This window comes from Mediterraneibacter sp., from assembly GCF_030825015.1.
Lineage (GTDB): Bacteria > Bacillota > Clostridia > Lachnospirales > Lachnospiraceae > Mediterraneibacter.
This window is the reverse complement of sequence record NZ_JAPJQP010000001.1, coordinates 325,708-342,209: the sequence shown is the minus strand read 5'-3', so window position 1 is coordinate 342,209 and position 16,502 is coordinate 325,708. Positions and strand designations below refer to the sequence as shown.

Below are 16,502 nucleotides of genomic sequence, written 5' to 3'. Positions count from 1 at the left end.
TTGCTTCTAAATCAGCATACGCCCTGCGCTGTCATTGCATCTGCAACTTTTTCAAATCCGGCAATATTGGCTCCCACTACATAGTTGCCTTTAAATCCGTATCTTTCAGCTGCATCCGCCATATTATGACAAATATTAACCATGATTGACTGAAGTTTTGTATCTACTTCCTCAAATGTCCAGCTCAAACGCTCGCTGTTCTGAGACATCTCGAGAGCAGATGTTGCAACACCGCCTGCATTTGCTGCTTTTCCAGGTGCAAAGAGTACGCCGTTCTCCTGCAGATATTCTGTAGCTTCCATTGTAGTCGGCATATTTGCGCCTTCTGCAACTGCCATACATCCGTTTGCAACAAGCATTTTTGCATCTTCAAGATGAAGCTCGTTCTGTGTTGCACAAGGAAGTGCAATATCCACTTTCACAGACCATACGCCTCTTCCTTCATGATATTCAGAATTCGGACGATATTTCTTATATTCTGTCAATCTTGCACGATTTACTTCTTTAATTTCTTTCAAAGCGTTAAGATCAATTCCTTCCGGATCATATACCCAGCCTGTAGAGTCACTGACTGTCACAACTTTTGCACCAAGTTCCTGCGCTTTTTCTGTTGCATAGATTGCAACATTACCTGAACCTGAAACTGCAACTGTCTTTCCTGCCAGTTCTTTTCCATTGATCTTAAGCATTTCCTGTGTCAGGTACAGAAGTCCGTATCCTGTCGCTTCTTTTCTTGCAAGAGATCCGCCGTAGCTTAAGCCTTTTCCTGTAAGAACACCTTCATAAACGCCACGGATTCTCTTATACTGACCGAACATGTATCCGATCTCTCTTGCTCCAGTTCCGATGTCTCCTGCCGGAACGTCTGTATCTGCACCGATATATTTACAAAGCTCTGTCATAAAGCTCTGACAAAATGCCATAACTTCTCTGTCTGATTTTCCCTTCGGATCAAAATCCGAACCGCCTTTACCGCCTCCGATTGGAAGTCCTGTAAGGGAGTTTTTAAAGATCTGCTCAAATCCGAGAAATTTGATGATACCAAGATTTACTGAAGGATGAAGACGAAGACCGCCTTTATATGGTCCGATCGCACTGTTGAACTGTACGCGGTATCCTGTGTTGACCTGCACCTGTCCGTTATCATCTACCCACGGAACACGGAATTTAAACTGTCTCTCAGGCTCAACAAGTCTTTCAAGAAGCGCTTCTTTACGGAACTTCTCCTCGTTTGCCTCAATCACAACGCGCAGAGACTCAAGAACCTCTTTTACTGCCTGATGGAATTCCGGTTCTGCCGGGTTTTTCTTTACAACTAAATCAATTACCTCATCAACGTATGACATCTTAAATTACCTCCTGAATAAATTTAAGAATATGTCCTCTGTCGGACATTTCCTTTACCCGTACATTTTAAAAGGAAAATGAAAGATTGTCAACGAAAAATTTCAATTTTTTACGCTTTTTTTACCATACACGAGGTTTTTTGAAAGAAGTCAATCTCAATTTATTCATTTTCCCTTAAATGTATTTCTTTTTCGTTTCTCTTCCGATATGCTCCTTTTTCCATTACGAAAAACAGGATGCCAAAAGGCATCCTGTTTAAGTGCACTTATTAATTATATTTACGTTTTCTAGCAGCTTCAGATTTTTTCTTACGTCTTACGCTTGGTTTTTCATAGTGCTCCCTTTTGCGGATCTCCTGCTGAATACCAGCTTTCGCACAGTTTCTTTTGAATCTGCGTAAAGCGCTATCTAACGTCTCGTTTTCTTTAACGATTACATTTGACATAGTCTCACACCTAACCTCCCCTCCAGCCTTGTATTGTGCATAATACGACTGTTCGGGTATTTTTATTGCACTAACAAAGATTATAACATATTTTTTTCTCTCGTCAACTATTTCCGCGCAAAAACTTCATAAAAGCTTATAAAAAATATATTTTTGTATATTTTCTTCAAAATAAAACTACTCTTTAATCTGTTCTGCGAGAACTTCTTCCGCCTTTTTCAATGCATCCTGAATTCCCGACGGATTCTTTCCTCCTGCCTGTGCCATATTCGGACGACCGCCTCCTCCTCCTCCGACACATCCCGCAATCGCTTTCACAAGATTTCCTGCATGAGCGCCTTTCTTCATTGCTCCGTCTGTTGCAGTAGCCATCAGACTTACTTTTCCGTCACTTCCTGACGCAAGAACAACGACACCGTCTCCTAATTTTTCTTTTAACTGATCGCCAAGATCTCTAAGTCCGTTCATGTCAACGCCTTCAATCTCTGACGCCAAAAGTTTCGTGCCTTTTACTTCCTTCACCTGATTCAGTACGTCTCCTGCCGCACTTTGTGCGATCTTACTTTTCAGACTTTCAACTTCGCTATGCAGCATTTTATTTTCTGCAAGCATGTGCTGAATCTTGTCCGACAGATTATCTGCTGTTGCTTTCAAAAGTGCCGCCGCATTTTTCAGTTTTTCTTCTGTCTGCGCATAGTACTTCATCAAACCGTCTGATGTCAGCGCTTCTATTCTGCGGACACCTGCCGCTACGCCTGTCTCTGAAATAATTTTTAATGCCATGATCTCTGACGTGTTTTTTACATGAGTTCCGCCGCAAAATTCTATGGAGTAATTCCCCATATTTACAACGCGCACTATATCTCCGTATTTTTCTCCGAACAGCGCCTGAGCCCCTGTTTTCTTCGCCTCTTCAATCGGCATGTTTTTAATGTCTACATCATATGCTTTCGCAATGCTTTCGTTGACAAGTTTCTCTACCTGTGCGATCTCATCCTCTGTCATTGCCGAAAAATGGGTAAAGTCAAAACGAAGCCTGTCTTCATTTACGCTTGATCCTGCCTGTTCTACATGAGTTCCGAGCACTGTACGAAGTGCTTTTTGAAGAAGATGAGTTGCGCTGTGATTCCGTGCCGAGAGGGCACGTTTTTTTGCATCCACTTCCAAAGTTACTTTATCACCGACTTTGATCATGCCTTTCGTCATAACGCCAACATGACCGATCTTTCCTCCAAGCAGTTTGACCGTATCTTCAACTTTAAACTCGCCTTCTGATGTGCGGATATATCCCGTATCGGCTTCCTGACCTCCGCTTGTTGCATAGAACGGTGTCTCTTTGACAAAGATCGTGCCATGTTCTCCTTCAGATAATGCGTCTGCAATCTCTGTTTCTGTCGTAAGTACAGTCACATCAGACTCCCATGTAAGATGGTCATATCCTACAAATTCACTTGTTACATTCGGATCGATCGATTCATATACTGTTACGTCAGCTCCCATGTAATTCGTCACTTCACGGGCATCACGGGCTTTCTTTCTCTGAACTTCCATAGAAGCTTTAAATCCATCTTCATCCACACAAAGTCCCTTTTCTTCCAAAATTTCTTTTGTCAGATCAAGTGGAAATCCATATGTGTCATACAACCGAAATGCATCTTCGCCGTTTAATGTCTTCTCTTCCCTTTTCTCCATATCAGCGATCATATCTGCCAAAATTCCAAGTCCCTGATCGATCGTCTTATTGAACTGCTCTTCCTCTTTCGAAATCACGTTCAAAATAAACTCTTTTTTCTCTTCCAGTTCCGGATAACCGTCTTTTGATCCTGCGATCACAGTTTCTGCAAGTTCCGGAAGGAATCCTTTATGAATACCGAGGAGTCTTCCATGACGACAGGCTCTTCTCAAAAGGCGGCGAAGCACATACCCTCTGCCTTCATTCGACGGCATAATTCCGTCTGAGATCATAAATGTTACAGAACGGACATGGTCTGTGATCACACGGATCGATACGTCATTATTATATTCCTGACCATATTCTTTCTGAGCAAGACGGCACACATGATCGCGAAGCGCTTTGATCGTATCGACATCAAAAATAGAATCCACATCCTGTACGACAGATGCCAGACGCTCCAGTCCCATTCCAGTATCGATATTCTTCTGCTCCAGCTCACTGTAATTGCCATTTCCATCATTATCAAACTGGGTAAATACATTGTTCCAGATTTCCATATAACGGTCACACTCACAGCCTACCGTACAGTCAGGACTTCCGCAGCCGTACTTTTCTCCTCTGTCATAATAAACTTCGGAACAAGGGCCGCACGGACCGGAACCATGCTCCCAAAAATTATCTTCTTTTCCAAATTTAAAGATACGCTCTGCCGGAATACCCATCTTTTTATTCCATATTTCAAACGCCTCTGCATCATCTTCATACACAGACGGATATAATCTGTCCGGATCAAGACCAACTACCTCTGTCAGGAACTCCCACGTCCACTGGATCGCTTCCTCTTTAAAATAATCTCCAAATGAGAAGTTTCCAAGCATCTCAAAAAACGTACCGTGACGCGCCGTCTTTCCAACGTTCTCGATATCACCCGTACGGATACATTTCTGACATGTCGTCACCCGTGTCCTCGGCGGAATCTCCTGTCCTGTAAAATATGGTTTTAACGGCGCCATTCCTGAATTGATAAGCAGAAGGCTCTTATCATTGTGCGGCACCAATGAAAAACTTTTCATTGCAAGATGTCCTTTACTCTCAAAGAACTCTAAAAACATTTTTCTAAGTTCATTTACTCCATATGCCTTCATTGCATTTTCCTCCTCTTTCGCTCCAAAAGCCTGTTTTATAATATATCATAGAGGGATATATTTGTAAAGCGGACGCCAAAAAAACGCCCGCTTTGCAATCTTCTTTCTTTTATTGACCGTAATTTTCCTTTTTTAAGAAATTATAATTTACTCCATCCTGCTTTTCTTCTGTCTCTAGTCAAGTTCGATCTCTTCCAGTTCTTTTGCAGGGATTGATTTACTTGAATTCTTCACGAAGGCTGCAAGATTTTTCTTTGCCTTCGGAAGCGGAATATTCGTTCCTGCTCCTGCAATACATCCTCCCGGACAGCCCATTCCCTCGATCAGACAGCCGTTCATCTTTCCTGCCTTTGCAAGCGTCAGTATCTTCTTACACTCAGCCAGTCCTTCTGCATGTTCAATATTCACCTGTACATCAGGATAATATTCGTTGATACATTTTTCGATTGCTTCCGCAACTCCGCCTGCACATCCGTATCCTCTTCCGGCTCCGGTTGCATCGTGGAAAGAAGATTCTGCTTCATATTCTGTAAGATCGATCTCTTTTGCATCAAACATTGCCTGAAGCTCCTCAAAAGTAATAACAAAATCCACGTCGCTTCTCACACTTCTTCTTGATGCTTCCAATTTCTTCGCGGCGCACGGTCCGATAAAAACTACTTTTGCATCAGGATGTTTCTGCTTGATTGTCCTCGCCGTCGCTACCATCGGAGTAAGCTCCTGTGAAATCTGATCAATCAGATCCGGGAAAAATTTCTTCGCCATCACAGCCCAGGAAGGACAGCACGACGTCAAAAGAAATGGAAGTTCACCGGTCACAACTTTTTCCACATAATGATGGGCCTCGGCAACTGCTCCGATATCTGCCCCAAGCGCAACCTCATACACTTCCGAAAATCCCAGTTCCCGGAGAGCCGCCTTGATATTTCTCGGTGTAATATTGTCACCGAACTGCCCTACAAACGCCGGCGCAATCTCCGCAATAATATTCTCTCCTTCCGACAATGCCCTTGCAAGCTGGAAGATCTGAGACTTATCTGAAATCGCTCCGAACGGACAACTTACCATACACATACCGCAGGAAACACATTTTTCAGGATCAATATACGCTCTTCCTACTTTGTCGGATTTGATCGCATTCACACCGCATGCCTTCTGACATGGACGCTCTTTTTTTGCAATGGCGTCATATGGACAGACAGACTTACATTTTCCGCACTTAATACACTTATCCTGATCGATATAAGAACGTCCGTTGACCATAGAGATCGCGTCTCTTGGACAGACTTCCTGACACGGATGTGCCAGACATCCCTTACAAATATTGCTCACTTCATATTTGTTTTCCTCGCAGCTTTCACATGCCGACGGTACAACCTGCATCAGCGGCGGTTCATAATACTTCTCTGAAATATTGCTTGCCTCTACCCCTGCTGTCAGATGAACCGGTTTGTTCTCGGGACGAAGAGAAAGTCCCATTGCCAAACGAAGGCGTTCTCTAACAATCGCTCTGGCGCGATAAACGCTCTCTCTGTATTTCTCTGCGTCTTCATTTACGATTGCGTACGGAATCGCCTCCATATCCGCAAGAAGCGTATCGGCATCCGCTTTAAATCCAAGTTCCGCCACTTCCTTAAATACTCTTCTTCGGATCGCCCGCACCGGAGTATGTAATCCTCTCATCATCTGCATTTACTCTTACCTCCTGTTATATTAAATCGAACCGACGGATTTTATCCGTCCTGCTTCTTTAAATATATCTGTTTGCGAAATTGTTGTCAACAACGGAATTTCTTTTCTTTCAGGCATCTTTCTGCAAATGAGAATCAAAAATCTTTTCTGCGTAGTGAACCGACTGCATAGCGTCTTTTCCATAAAAATCTGCTCCGATCATATCTGCATATTCCTGATTCAACACAGCTCCTCCGACCATAACTTTACAGTCCGGCTTTCTTTCCCGAAGCATTCTGATCGTCTCTTCCATACTGACAACAGTCGTTGTCATAAGTGCGCTTAATCCTACAAGGTGTACTTGCTTTTCACACGCAGTTTCTACTATTTTTTCAGGCGGTACGTCTTTCCCCAGATCAATCACATCAAAACTGTAATTTTCTAAAAGAACTTTCACGATGTTTTTCCCGATATCATGAATATCCCCTTTTACGGTTGCCAATATAACCGTACCTTTTTTCTCTCTGACTTCGCCGCTTTTTTCCATCTTTTCTTTTAGAACCGCAAACGCGCACTTCGCTGCTTCAGCACTCATCAGAAGCTGCGGAAGAAAAACAGTTCCTTTTTCAAAACCATCTCCGACGTGATTTAATGCCGGAATCAATTCTTCATTAATAATTGCAAGCGGCGCATTAGTTTCTACAAGGGTTGTTGTGATCTTTCCAGCATCCTCTTTCAGACCTTTTTCGATTGCCTCCTGAAGCGTAAGATTTGTGCCGTTTCCACTATTTCCCTTTTGACCAATTCTGCCTGAGCCTTGTCCGTTTTCAAAAGAAGCAGATTCCTTAATTACACTGGAAGTCACAACCGCATTTGCATATTTCTCAATGTAGCGTTCACAATTACTGTCCAATCCCAAAAGGGCATGATATGCATACCATGATTTCATCATATCTTCTGATGACGGATTTATAATTCCGGCACTCAAACCATTAAACATTGCCATTGTATAAAACGCAGCGTTTACAATCGGGCGGCATGGCAGTCCAAAAGAGATATTAGAAACGCCGAGAACTGTATTGACACCGATATCATCTCTCAATCTGCGAAGTGTCTCCAATGTCACTTTCGCTCCTTCCGGTTCGGAACTGATTGTCATCGCAAGCGCGTCGATTACGAGATCTTTCTTTTTAATGCCATATTCTGCTGCTGTCCGAATGATTTTTTCTGCAATCTTTATACGTCCGTCTGCATCTGCAGGAATTCCGTTTTCATCAAGTGTCAGTCCGATAACAACTCCGCCATATTTTTTCACAAGCGGAAATACCTTTTTCATTGAATCCATCTTTCCGCTTACAGAGTTAACCATCGCCTTCCCGTTATAAATACGAAGCGCTTTTTCCATCGCCTCCGTATCAACCGTATCGATTTGAAGAGGAAGATTCACGACACTTTGCAGTTCCTGGATCACTTCTCCCATAAGCGCCGGTTCATCAATATCCGGCAATCCGACATTCACATCGAGAATATGGGCTCCCTGATCCTGCTGCACGATCCCTTCCCTCAAAATATAATCCAGATCATGTTCTTTCAATGCCTGTTTAAATCTCTTTTTCCCGGTTGGATTGATCCGTTCCCCGATAATTTTCGAACCTTCTCCAAGAATGACACTTTGTCCATAAGAAGAAACAACCGTAAATTCTTTTTCCGTTACCGGAACAAACTCTGCATTTTTGCATCTTTCCTTCATTGCGCGAATATGTTCCGGAGTTGTTCCGCAGCAGCCTCCGATCACACATGCCCCCATCTGTACGATCTGTTCCATATATGCTGCAAACTCATCTTCTGACACATCATAATAAGTCTTCCCATCTCTCTGTTTCGGAAGACCTGCATTCGGTTTTACAATAACCGGAACCGACGAATACTTCATAATCTCTTCCAGCACCGGGAACATCTGCTTCGGCCCCATCCCGCAGTTAATTCCAAGCGCATCAACGCCAAGACCTTCCAAAAGCGCAACGACAGACGAAACATCCGCCCCGGTCAGAAGTTTCCGTCTCTCATCAAATATCGCCGTCGCAAACACCGGTAAATCCGTATTCTCCTTTGCTGCCAAAACAGCCGCTTTTAATTCATATGTGTCGCTCATTGTCTCTATGTGAATCAAGTCTGCTCCCGCCTTTTCGCCGAGAATCATCACTTCTTTGAACGCTTCATATGCTGTCTCAAATTCCAGATCCCCCATCGGTTTGAGCAATTTTCCTGTAGGGCCGACATCAAGTGCAGTATATATTTTACGTCTTTCTCCCGTTTTTAAATGAGCCTCCTGTTCTGCCGTCTTCACATGACTTACCGCTGCATTTATAATCTCTTCCAAAGAACAGGAATCATCATGAAACTTCAGCGCATTGGCACCAAACGTATTTGTCAGGATAATCTCGCTTCCGGATTCAATATACCGCCTGTGTATCTCACATATTTCCTGCGGATGTGTCAGATTCCATGTCTCCGGCAATTCCCCGGGCGCAAGTCCTTTTTCCTGCAGAAGTGTTCCCATTCCCCCGTCAAAAAAGAGAAGTTCTTTTCCAAGTCGTTGTCTGATCATCTGTTTCTCCTTTCCCTCTCCGCTTTCCCATTCTTATACTGAACATCAGCGTCTGTAAATACAATCTGTTTTCTTGCAGACTTCACATCCCGCAAGAGGACACCTTTCTTTTATCCGGCTTGCCCCGATCACCGCAGTAACAGACTTTGTCGGCGTCATCATAAAACTGTCAGTCATTGTAAGTCCGATAGTTTTCGCACAGTCCAACATCTGCATAAGCGGTTTCTGATAACCGATATCAAAATCTCCATAACCCGGACTAAATCTCGGCCGCAAATAAAGACCTTGTTCTTCCAGTTCTGTTCCTATCTCCAGCTGCTTTTCATCACATCGTTCCTCCAGCATCGCCGCAGCACACGCCTGAAGCACAACAGCCTGCGCCATGTCTGTAAGAGATGTCCGCGCGATCAGCCGATCTGTTCCCGTCCCAAGCGTCGCCCCGAAGAGAACGATTTTTTCACATTGGTTCAAATTTCTCGCAAGACTTTTGCTCTTTACTGACAACGTTCCTATCCTAACGTTTTCATCATCAATACGTTCCAGTTCAAAAATACGGCTGACAAAGCGAAATTTTGCAGCTTTTTCCAAATCTTCAAAACCCTTTTCTATAAGTTCGTGTGTCCTTTCATCCACTGCGTTTCTTCCATAACCTAAATAACGAACAGCTTCCTGAAACCTTTTTTCCATCCCGACACCTATGCCTTTATAATCTCAGATAAATTGTTCATGATTGCAGCCGCAACATGCGGTTTATTCATCGTATAAATATGAATATTATTCACACCGTTTGAAAGAAGATCAATGATCTGATCCGTTGCATATGCGATTCCCGCCTGTTCCATTGCCGCCGGAGAACTTCCAAAACGATCCAGCAGAGCCAAAAATCTTCTTGGAAATACTGTTCCTGACAATTCCTGACTTCTCTTCATCTGTTTCGCACTCGTCATCGGCATAATTCCCGGAAGTACCGGAACCGTGATCCCCGCTTCCCTGATCCGATATAAAAAGTTATAATGAATATCATTGTCAAAAAACATCTGCGTCGTAAGGAAATCAACTCCGCTGTCTACTTTCTGTTTTAAATATTTGATATCTTCTGTTTTATGTTCATTTTCTACATGCCCTTCCGGATAACATGCAGCTCCGATACAGAAATCTCCGTGCCTGCGTATCTCTTCAATCAGCTCATATGCATATCGGAAACGATCCCCGTTCGGAAATTCCATTCCCTTCGGAATATCACCGCGAAGGGCAAGGATATTTTCAATCCCGCTTTCTTTCAGATTCTCAATCACTGCCCTTACTTCTTCTATCGTCGAAGACGCACATGTCAGATGGGCAAGACTAAGCACTCCGAGATCCTCTTTGATATGAGATGCAATTTTTGCTGTATTTTTACTTGTACCGCCGCCTGCTCCATATGTCACGCTGATAAATGCTGGGTTCAGCTTCGCCATAGCGTCTGTCGCCGCGATCACTTTCTCAAAACCTGCATCTGTCTTCGGCGGAAACACTTCAAACGAAATATGAATTTTGTCTTCTTTTAATCTGTCTATAATCTTCATCTGTCTCTCTCCTGACTTTTTTCTGTCGCATGGATAAGTAGATTCTTCATCTTCAGCGATATTTTTTTAGGTAAGATTATCCTCTAAAACGCTTTTCCTGTCAAGTATTGTTTATACAAAAAAACACAAGACGGAAACTGATATCCGCCTTGTGTTTTTATGTATCATTTGACACTTTCGTTTCTTATTCCCCGATCAGACTCTTATATAATTCCTGATATTGTCCTGCTGAATTCTTCCACGAAAAATCTCTGCTCATCGCACGTTCTACAATCTTATTCCAATCACGTTTTCTATCGTAATAAATTCTTTCCGCATAACGAACTGTATTCAGCATCTCATGTGCATTGTAATTGCTGAAACTGAATCCTGTTCCTGTCTTCTCAAACTCATTATATGCCTCAACTGTATCTCTAAGTCCTCCGGTCTCACGAACGATCGGAATTGTACCGTAACGCAAACTCATAAGCTGACTTAATCCGCATGGTTCGAACAAGGACGGCATAAGGAATGCATCACAGGAAGCATAGATCTTATGAGAGAGTTCATCCGAGTAAAAGATATTTGCCGATACTTTTCCTGAATATTTCCATGCAAAATGACGGAACATATTCTCATATTTCACATCACCTGTTCCGAGTACAACGATCTGAACCGCATCCTGACAGAGTTCATCCATCACATAATCAACAAGATCAAACCCTTTCTGATCCGTAAGACGCGAAATCATTCCGATCATCATTGTTTTTGTATCTCTCTCTAAACCAAGTTCTTCCTGCAGCGCCTTCTTGTTCAGCACTTTATTTTTTCTGAAATCTTCAATAGAGAAATTCTTGGCGATACGAGGGTCTGAAGCCGGATTCCAATCCGTATAATCCAGCCCGTTGACAATACCGCAAAGATCGTTAGCCCTTGCAGACATCAAACCGTCAAGTCCTTCCCCGTAAAACGGCGTCTTGATCTCCTCTGCGTAACTGTTACTTACCGTCGTTACTTTATCAGCATATACGATACCGCCTTTCAGCAAGTTCGCATCTTTATATGCTTCCATCTTATCCGGCACAAAATAATACTCCGGAAGACCTGTAATTCCCTGGACTGCTTTTGTATCCCATACTCCCTGGAATTTCAGATTATGGATCGTCATCACAGTCTTAATTCCGCGATAGTATTCTCCAAGATATCTGAAATTGTCAAGATATACCGGTATCAGTCCCGTCTGCCAGTCATGACAATGAATCAATTCCGGCCGGAAATCGATCACCGGAAGGATACTCAGCACTGCTTTTGAAAAGAATGCAAATTTCTCGATATTCCATTTCGGATCTCCATCATAAGGAGCAAATCCGCTGAAATAATATTCATTGTCGATAAAATAAAATGTAATGCCATTCAATTCAGTCTTCAGTACGCCGACATATCTGTCCTGGCCCGCAATATCCATATAAAAGTGGGTGACATACTCTAACTTCTCTTTCCACTCCTGCTTCATGCACATATAATTCGGAATAACAACACGAACATCATATTTTTCCTTATCAAAATCTTTCGGAAGGGAACCGACAACATCTGCCAGTCCTCCTGTTTTGATAAACGGTACACATTCCGATGCAGCAAACAAAATATTCTTCATATCCTGATCCTCCCATTCTTTACATAAATTCCCGGAAAGAATTCTGTTAATTGTTATTATACCCCATTCTATGCACAAAGAAAAGGTCTTTCCTAGTTTTTATGCCTGTATTCAAGCTGAATTGTATCTGCAATCAGGGCAATGAACTCTGAATTCGTCGGTTTCCCCTTTCCGGTACTTACCGTATACCCAAAAAGTTCATCCAAAGTATCTAATTTGCCACGACTCCACGCCACTTCAATCGCATGGCGGATTGCCCTTTCCACACGGCTTGACGTTGTCCGGTATTTTTTTGCAACTGTCGGATACAAAATTTTTGTAATCGCGTTTAATACATCCATGTCATTTACTGCCATCATAATCGCATCCCTCAAATAATGATAGCCTTTGATATGTGCCGGAATTCCGATTTCATGGAGCATATTTGTCACTCTGCTTTCCAGACTTTCCTGTCCAAAAGAAACTCCCTTCAGATTCTCCTCATTTTTCTTCTCGCAAACCGCAGGTTTTTTTCTGATTGATTTGATCCGATCCAATAAAATCGTGTGATTGAACGGTTTCATAATATAGTAATTTGCACCTTTATTGAAGGCATCTTCTGTAATCTTTTCCTGTCCGACTGCGGTAAGCACGATAAAATATGGTCTCTTTTCGACAAACTGCTCTTTATTCACATGCTCCATCACTGTCAATCCATCCATTTTCGGCATGATCAGATCAAGCAGGACAACATCCGGTTGTCTTTCCTTTATGATCTGACACATCTCTTCTCCATTTTTCGCTTTTCCGACGAGATCCAGTTCCTTATCCGTCCGAATGATGTCGTCAAGCATATCTAGAATTCTCTGGTTGTCGTCAGCGATCGCCACACTCAAATGCTCCATTCTCGTCTCTCCTTTAGTTTAAGACCTCCCTTAAAAACGCCACTCGCTTATTATATCTGTGCCAATTTGCATAATCAAGCGAATCTTGTAGTAACAATTCGACATATATCCACACGTTTTTGACTAATTTATCTGTTTTAGCATGTTTTCTATGAATATTCCGTAACCTTTTGTCGAGTCTTGTACGAAAACGTGGGTTACTGCTCCGATCAATTTCCCGTTTTGGATGATCGGACTTCCACTCATTCCCTGAATAATCCCTCCTGTTTTGTCCAGAAGTTCTTCGTCAATGACCTGAATCACAAGTCCTTTATTGATTTCCGGAGACATTATGTCGATTTGAGTGATCTCGATATCAAAATCTCTGATCTCATTATCGACAAAACATCGCATCGTCGCAGGTCCTGTTACAATTTCTTCCTTTGACGCAGTCTCGATTGCTGTCTGATCTTTAAAAAGTTCATCGATTTTGTCGATTGTTCCATAAATTCCCGCCTCTGTGTTCTTATCAATCGTTCCCAAAATGTTATACGGATTATATATAATCATTCCTTCCATACTGCCTGGCGCTCCGCTTTGCCCTTTTGTAATATCTCTAATACTCGTTCGATATACATTTCCTTCGTCAATGGACATAAGATCGTTTGTATCCGCATCATGGATTCCATGTCCCAATGCCCCGAAACGACTTTGATCTGTCAGAAATGTAACCGTTCCAAGCCCCTGCACATTATCCCTCACCCATATACCAAGTCGATATTCTCCGGCTTCATATTCAACCGGACTCACTTTCAGATCCATCATCTCTCCGTCACGCCTGACAGTCAGGATTACAGGAGTTCCGTCCAGTTTTCCGACTGCATCAAGCAGCTCTTTCTTTCCGCCAATCTCACAATGATCGACTGCAGTAATATAATCGCCTGATCTGACAATCCCCTTTGCCGGTTCGTGTTCTTTCCCGTCTGCTCCTGCAATCTGTTCCGTATTCAGAACCATAACCCCATCGGTCTCCATGTAAATCCCTATCGGCATACCACCCACAAGCACCGTATTATTTTTCATTGTCTGAATGCCTGCATCTGTTAAAACCGGCTCTTTTACGTGATTCATTTTATACTGCAGCACAGATGCACATGCAAAGAAGAGAGATAGGAAAAGACAGAATCCGGCAGCCATATACTTTTGTTTTTTCAATCGTTCCACACCCTTTCTCTAGTATCTGTAATCACCGGAAGTTCCAAAAGGCACATTCCGGGATTGTAAGCGGCCGCCAAAATCTCGGGCAAGCCCGGACTTTGGCTCGTCGCCATTGCAAAAAAAGAAACGGATACTTTCTTGCATCCGTTTCTAGTATATGTGGTTTCTTTCTTTTCCACTCCAGTATTATATTTCACTCTTTGCCATTTCTTTCATTTCACGGGCGCTCTTCGTAATACTTGGCGTAATCTTATCTCCACCTAAAATACGAGCCAGCTCCTTCACGGAATCTTCTTCATTTAATAAACGGATCCGTGTTTTTACACTTTCATTTTCCGCAGACTTTTCAATTAAAAAATGACTGTCTGCCACTGCCGCAATCTGAGGCAGATGAGTAATACAAAGTACTTGTCTGCTTCTTCCGATCAGTTTCAATTTTTCGCCGACTTTTGCTGCCGTGATCCCCGATATTCCGGCATCAATCTCATCAAAGATCAAAGTCGGTGTATCTTCCGTATCTGCAAGAACTGTTTTAACAGCAAGCATAATGCGGGAAAGTTCTCCTCCTGAAGCAATATTTCCCAAAGGTTTCACCGGTTCTCCCGGATTTAGCGCGAGATAAAATTCAGCCTCGTCACTTCCGTTTGCACCGAACTGTCCGGTATCGCTAATACGAATCTCAAATCTTGTGTCAAGAAAATTCAATTCTTTCAGATGCAGACGAATCTCCTCTGCAAAAACATTCTTATAATGATCTCTGACCTCATGAAGCTGTTTTGTCACATGCTCAACTTGCTTTAATGCACGTTCTTTCTCTTCTTCAATTTGTGTTATATAAGCATCATAATCGTTAAGCTGTTCTATTCTCTGCCGCTTTTCCTCACAATATGCAAGAATATCACTTACAGAATTTCCATATTTTGCCTTTAAATGATTGATCAGATTCAGCCGTTCTTCCGTCTCTTTAAACTCTTCTTCCGAAAATTCAAACTTCGCAGCATATTCAGACAATTCTCTGTTAAAATCATTCAGCAAACTGTCTACATCCATAAGGAGGCTGTTCAGACGATCGCCTTCCTCATCAAACTCAGCAGCTTCCCGAAAAGAACGGATGGCTCTCGTCAGACAGTCACCGGCATTTGCCGCGCTGTCTTCACATGTATAACGGTAAGTCTGCGCAACTGCAGTCGTAATCTTTCTGCTCTCCGTCATTCTACGATAAGTTTCTTCCAGTTCCTCATCTTCATTTTCCACTAAAGACGCTTCTTCAATTTCGTTAACTTCAAATTCAGAAAGTGAAAGTTCCCGCCTTCTCGCTTCCTCATCTAACGAAGTCTCTTCTGATTTTTTACAGATCTTCCGATATTCTTTGTAACATTTTGCCATTTCCGCCTTAACAGGAGCAATCTCTTTTCTTCCAAAAAGATCAAGGAGCGCCAAATGATTCTTTCTTTGCAAAAGGGTTTTGTTATCATGTTGTCCGTGAATATCGATCAACAACGCAGCAGCCTCTTTTAACTTTGCAGTATTTACTGTCTCTCCGTTAATCCTGCTGACACTTCTATTTCCCGTAAACTTTCTAGTCAAAGTTACCATCCCATCATCAGGAATGATCTCCAATTCCTCCAGTTTTTTTCTGATCCGTTCGTCTTCCACAGAAAAAGTAAGTTCCACTAATCCGTTTTCCGCACCGTTTCTTAAAAGATCCGAACTGTACTTTCCTCCCAATGCCAAGCCGACAGAACCAAGAAGAATCGATTTTCCCGCTCCGGTCTCTCCGGTCAATATATTTAATCCCTGTCCGAAATCCACTTCTGTCTCATCGATCAAAGCAATATTTTTCACATGTAGATTTTCTAACATTGTATTCACCTATACTTCTCTTGAAACAATCTTCCTGATCTTCTCCATTACTATCGCTGTATCGTCCACGGTTCGGATTGCACACATGATCGTATCGTCTCCTGCAATGCAGCCTACGACTTCATGCCATTTCATTGCATCAACAGCCGCTGCCACAGCCATCGCCATACCTGAAACTGTCTTGATGACAAGAATATTCTGAGCCATATCCATCGCTACATATCCGTCTTTTAAAACGCGCATATACTTTTCGCTCATTCCCGGTTCTTCCATGCGGTGAAGAATATATTTCTGATGTCCGCTTCCAACTGATACTTTCGACAGCTTCAGATCCCGTATATCTCTGGACACAGTCGCCTGCGTCACTTTAAATCCCGCATTATTTAAATATTCTGCCAGTTCTTCCTGTGTCTCAATGTCATACTGACTGATCAGTTCAATAATTTTTGCATGCCGGCTGACTTTCATA

Annotated in this window: 12 protein-coding genes; all 12 read right to left on the bottom strand. The window is 42.6% G+C overall.

Going from position 1 to position 16,502, the window contains the following annotated elements:
- Positions 1–11 precede the first annotated feature (11 nt).
- Positions 12–1,346 (bottom strand): NADP-specific glutamate dehydrogenase, encoded by a 1,335-nt coding sequence (gene gdhA, locus RCH61_RS01600; protein WP_306479678.1) that lies wholly within the window; start codon positions 1,344–1,346, stop codon positions 12–14.
- 269 nt (positions 1,347–1,615) lie between these two features.
- Positions 1,616–1,792, bottom strand: coding sequence for a 30S ribosomal protein S21 (rpsU, locus tag RCH61_RS01595; protein WP_004054229.1), 177 nt, complete (start codon positions 1,790–1,792; stop codon positions 1,616–1,618).
- A 177-nt stretch (positions 1,793–1,969) separates the two neighbouring features.
- Complete coding sequence (gene alaS / locus RCH61_RS01590; RefSeq protein WP_306479677.1) at positions 1,970–4,612, bottom strand: alanine--tRNA ligase; 2,643 nt, start codon at positions 4,610–4,612, stop codon at positions 1,970–1,972.
- Positions 4,613–4,786: 174 nt separating this feature from the next.
- Entirely contained in the window at positions 4,787–6,298 is a 1,512-nt protein-coding gene (locus RCH61_RS01585) for a 4Fe-4S dicluster domain-containing protein (RefSeq protein WP_306479704.1), read from the bottom strand.
- Between the two features lie 115 nt (positions 6,299–6,413).
- Positions 6,414–8,891 carry a homocysteine S-methyltransferase family protein gene (locus RCH61_RS01580; protein WP_178006595.1) on the bottom strand — a complete coding sequence of 826 codons (2,478 nt, stop codon included), beginning with the start codon at positions 8,889–8,891 and terminating at the stop codon, positions 6,414–6,416.
- A gap of 45 nt (positions 8,892–8,936) precedes the next feature.
- Entirely contained in the window at positions 8,937–9,578 is a 642-nt protein-coding gene (locus tag RCH61_RS01575) for a vitamin B12 dependent-methionine synthase activation domain-containing protein (protein ID WP_178006596.1), read from the bottom strand.
- An 8-nt stretch (positions 9,579–9,586) separates the two neighbouring features.
- A complete protein-coding gene (metF, locus tag RCH61_RS01570) occupies positions 9,587–10,456 on the bottom strand; it encodes a methylenetetrahydrofolate reductase [NAD(P)H] (RefSeq protein ID WP_178006597.1) in 870 nt (289 codons plus the stop codon).
- Positions 10,457–10,640: 184 nt separating this feature from the next.
- Positions 10,641–12,089, bottom strand: coding sequence for a glycogen synthase GlgA (gene glgA, locus RCH61_RS01565; protein WP_306479676.1), 1,449 nt, complete (start codon positions 12,087–12,089; stop codon positions 10,641–10,643).
- Between the two features lie 92 nt (positions 12,090–12,181).
- Positions 12,182–12,973 (bottom strand): sporulation transcription factor Spo0A, encoded by a 792-nt coding sequence (gene spo0A / locus RCH61_RS01560; protein ID WP_306479675.1) that lies wholly within the window; start codon positions 12,971–12,973, stop codon positions 12,182–12,184.
- A gap of 123 nt (positions 12,974–13,096) precedes the next feature.
- Entirely contained in the window at positions 13,097–14,149 is a 1,053-nt protein-coding gene (spoIVB, locus tag RCH61_RS01555) for a SpoIVB peptidase (RefSeq protein WP_442920439.1), read from the bottom strand.
- A 207-nt stretch (positions 14,150–14,356) separates the two neighbouring features.
- Complete coding sequence (gene recN, locus RCH61_RS01550) at positions 14,357–16,033, bottom strand: DNA repair protein RecN (RefSeq protein ID WP_306479673.1); 1,677 nt, start codon at positions 16,031–16,033, stop codon at positions 14,357–14,359.
- 9 nt (positions 16,034–16,042) lie between these two features.
- On the bottom strand, positions 16,043–16,501 hold the full coding sequence (locus RCH61_RS01545; RefSeq protein WP_306479672.1) for an arginine repressor: 459 nt from the start codon (positions 16,499–16,501) through the stop codon (positions 16,043–16,045).
- Position 16,502 lies beyond the last annotated feature (1 nt).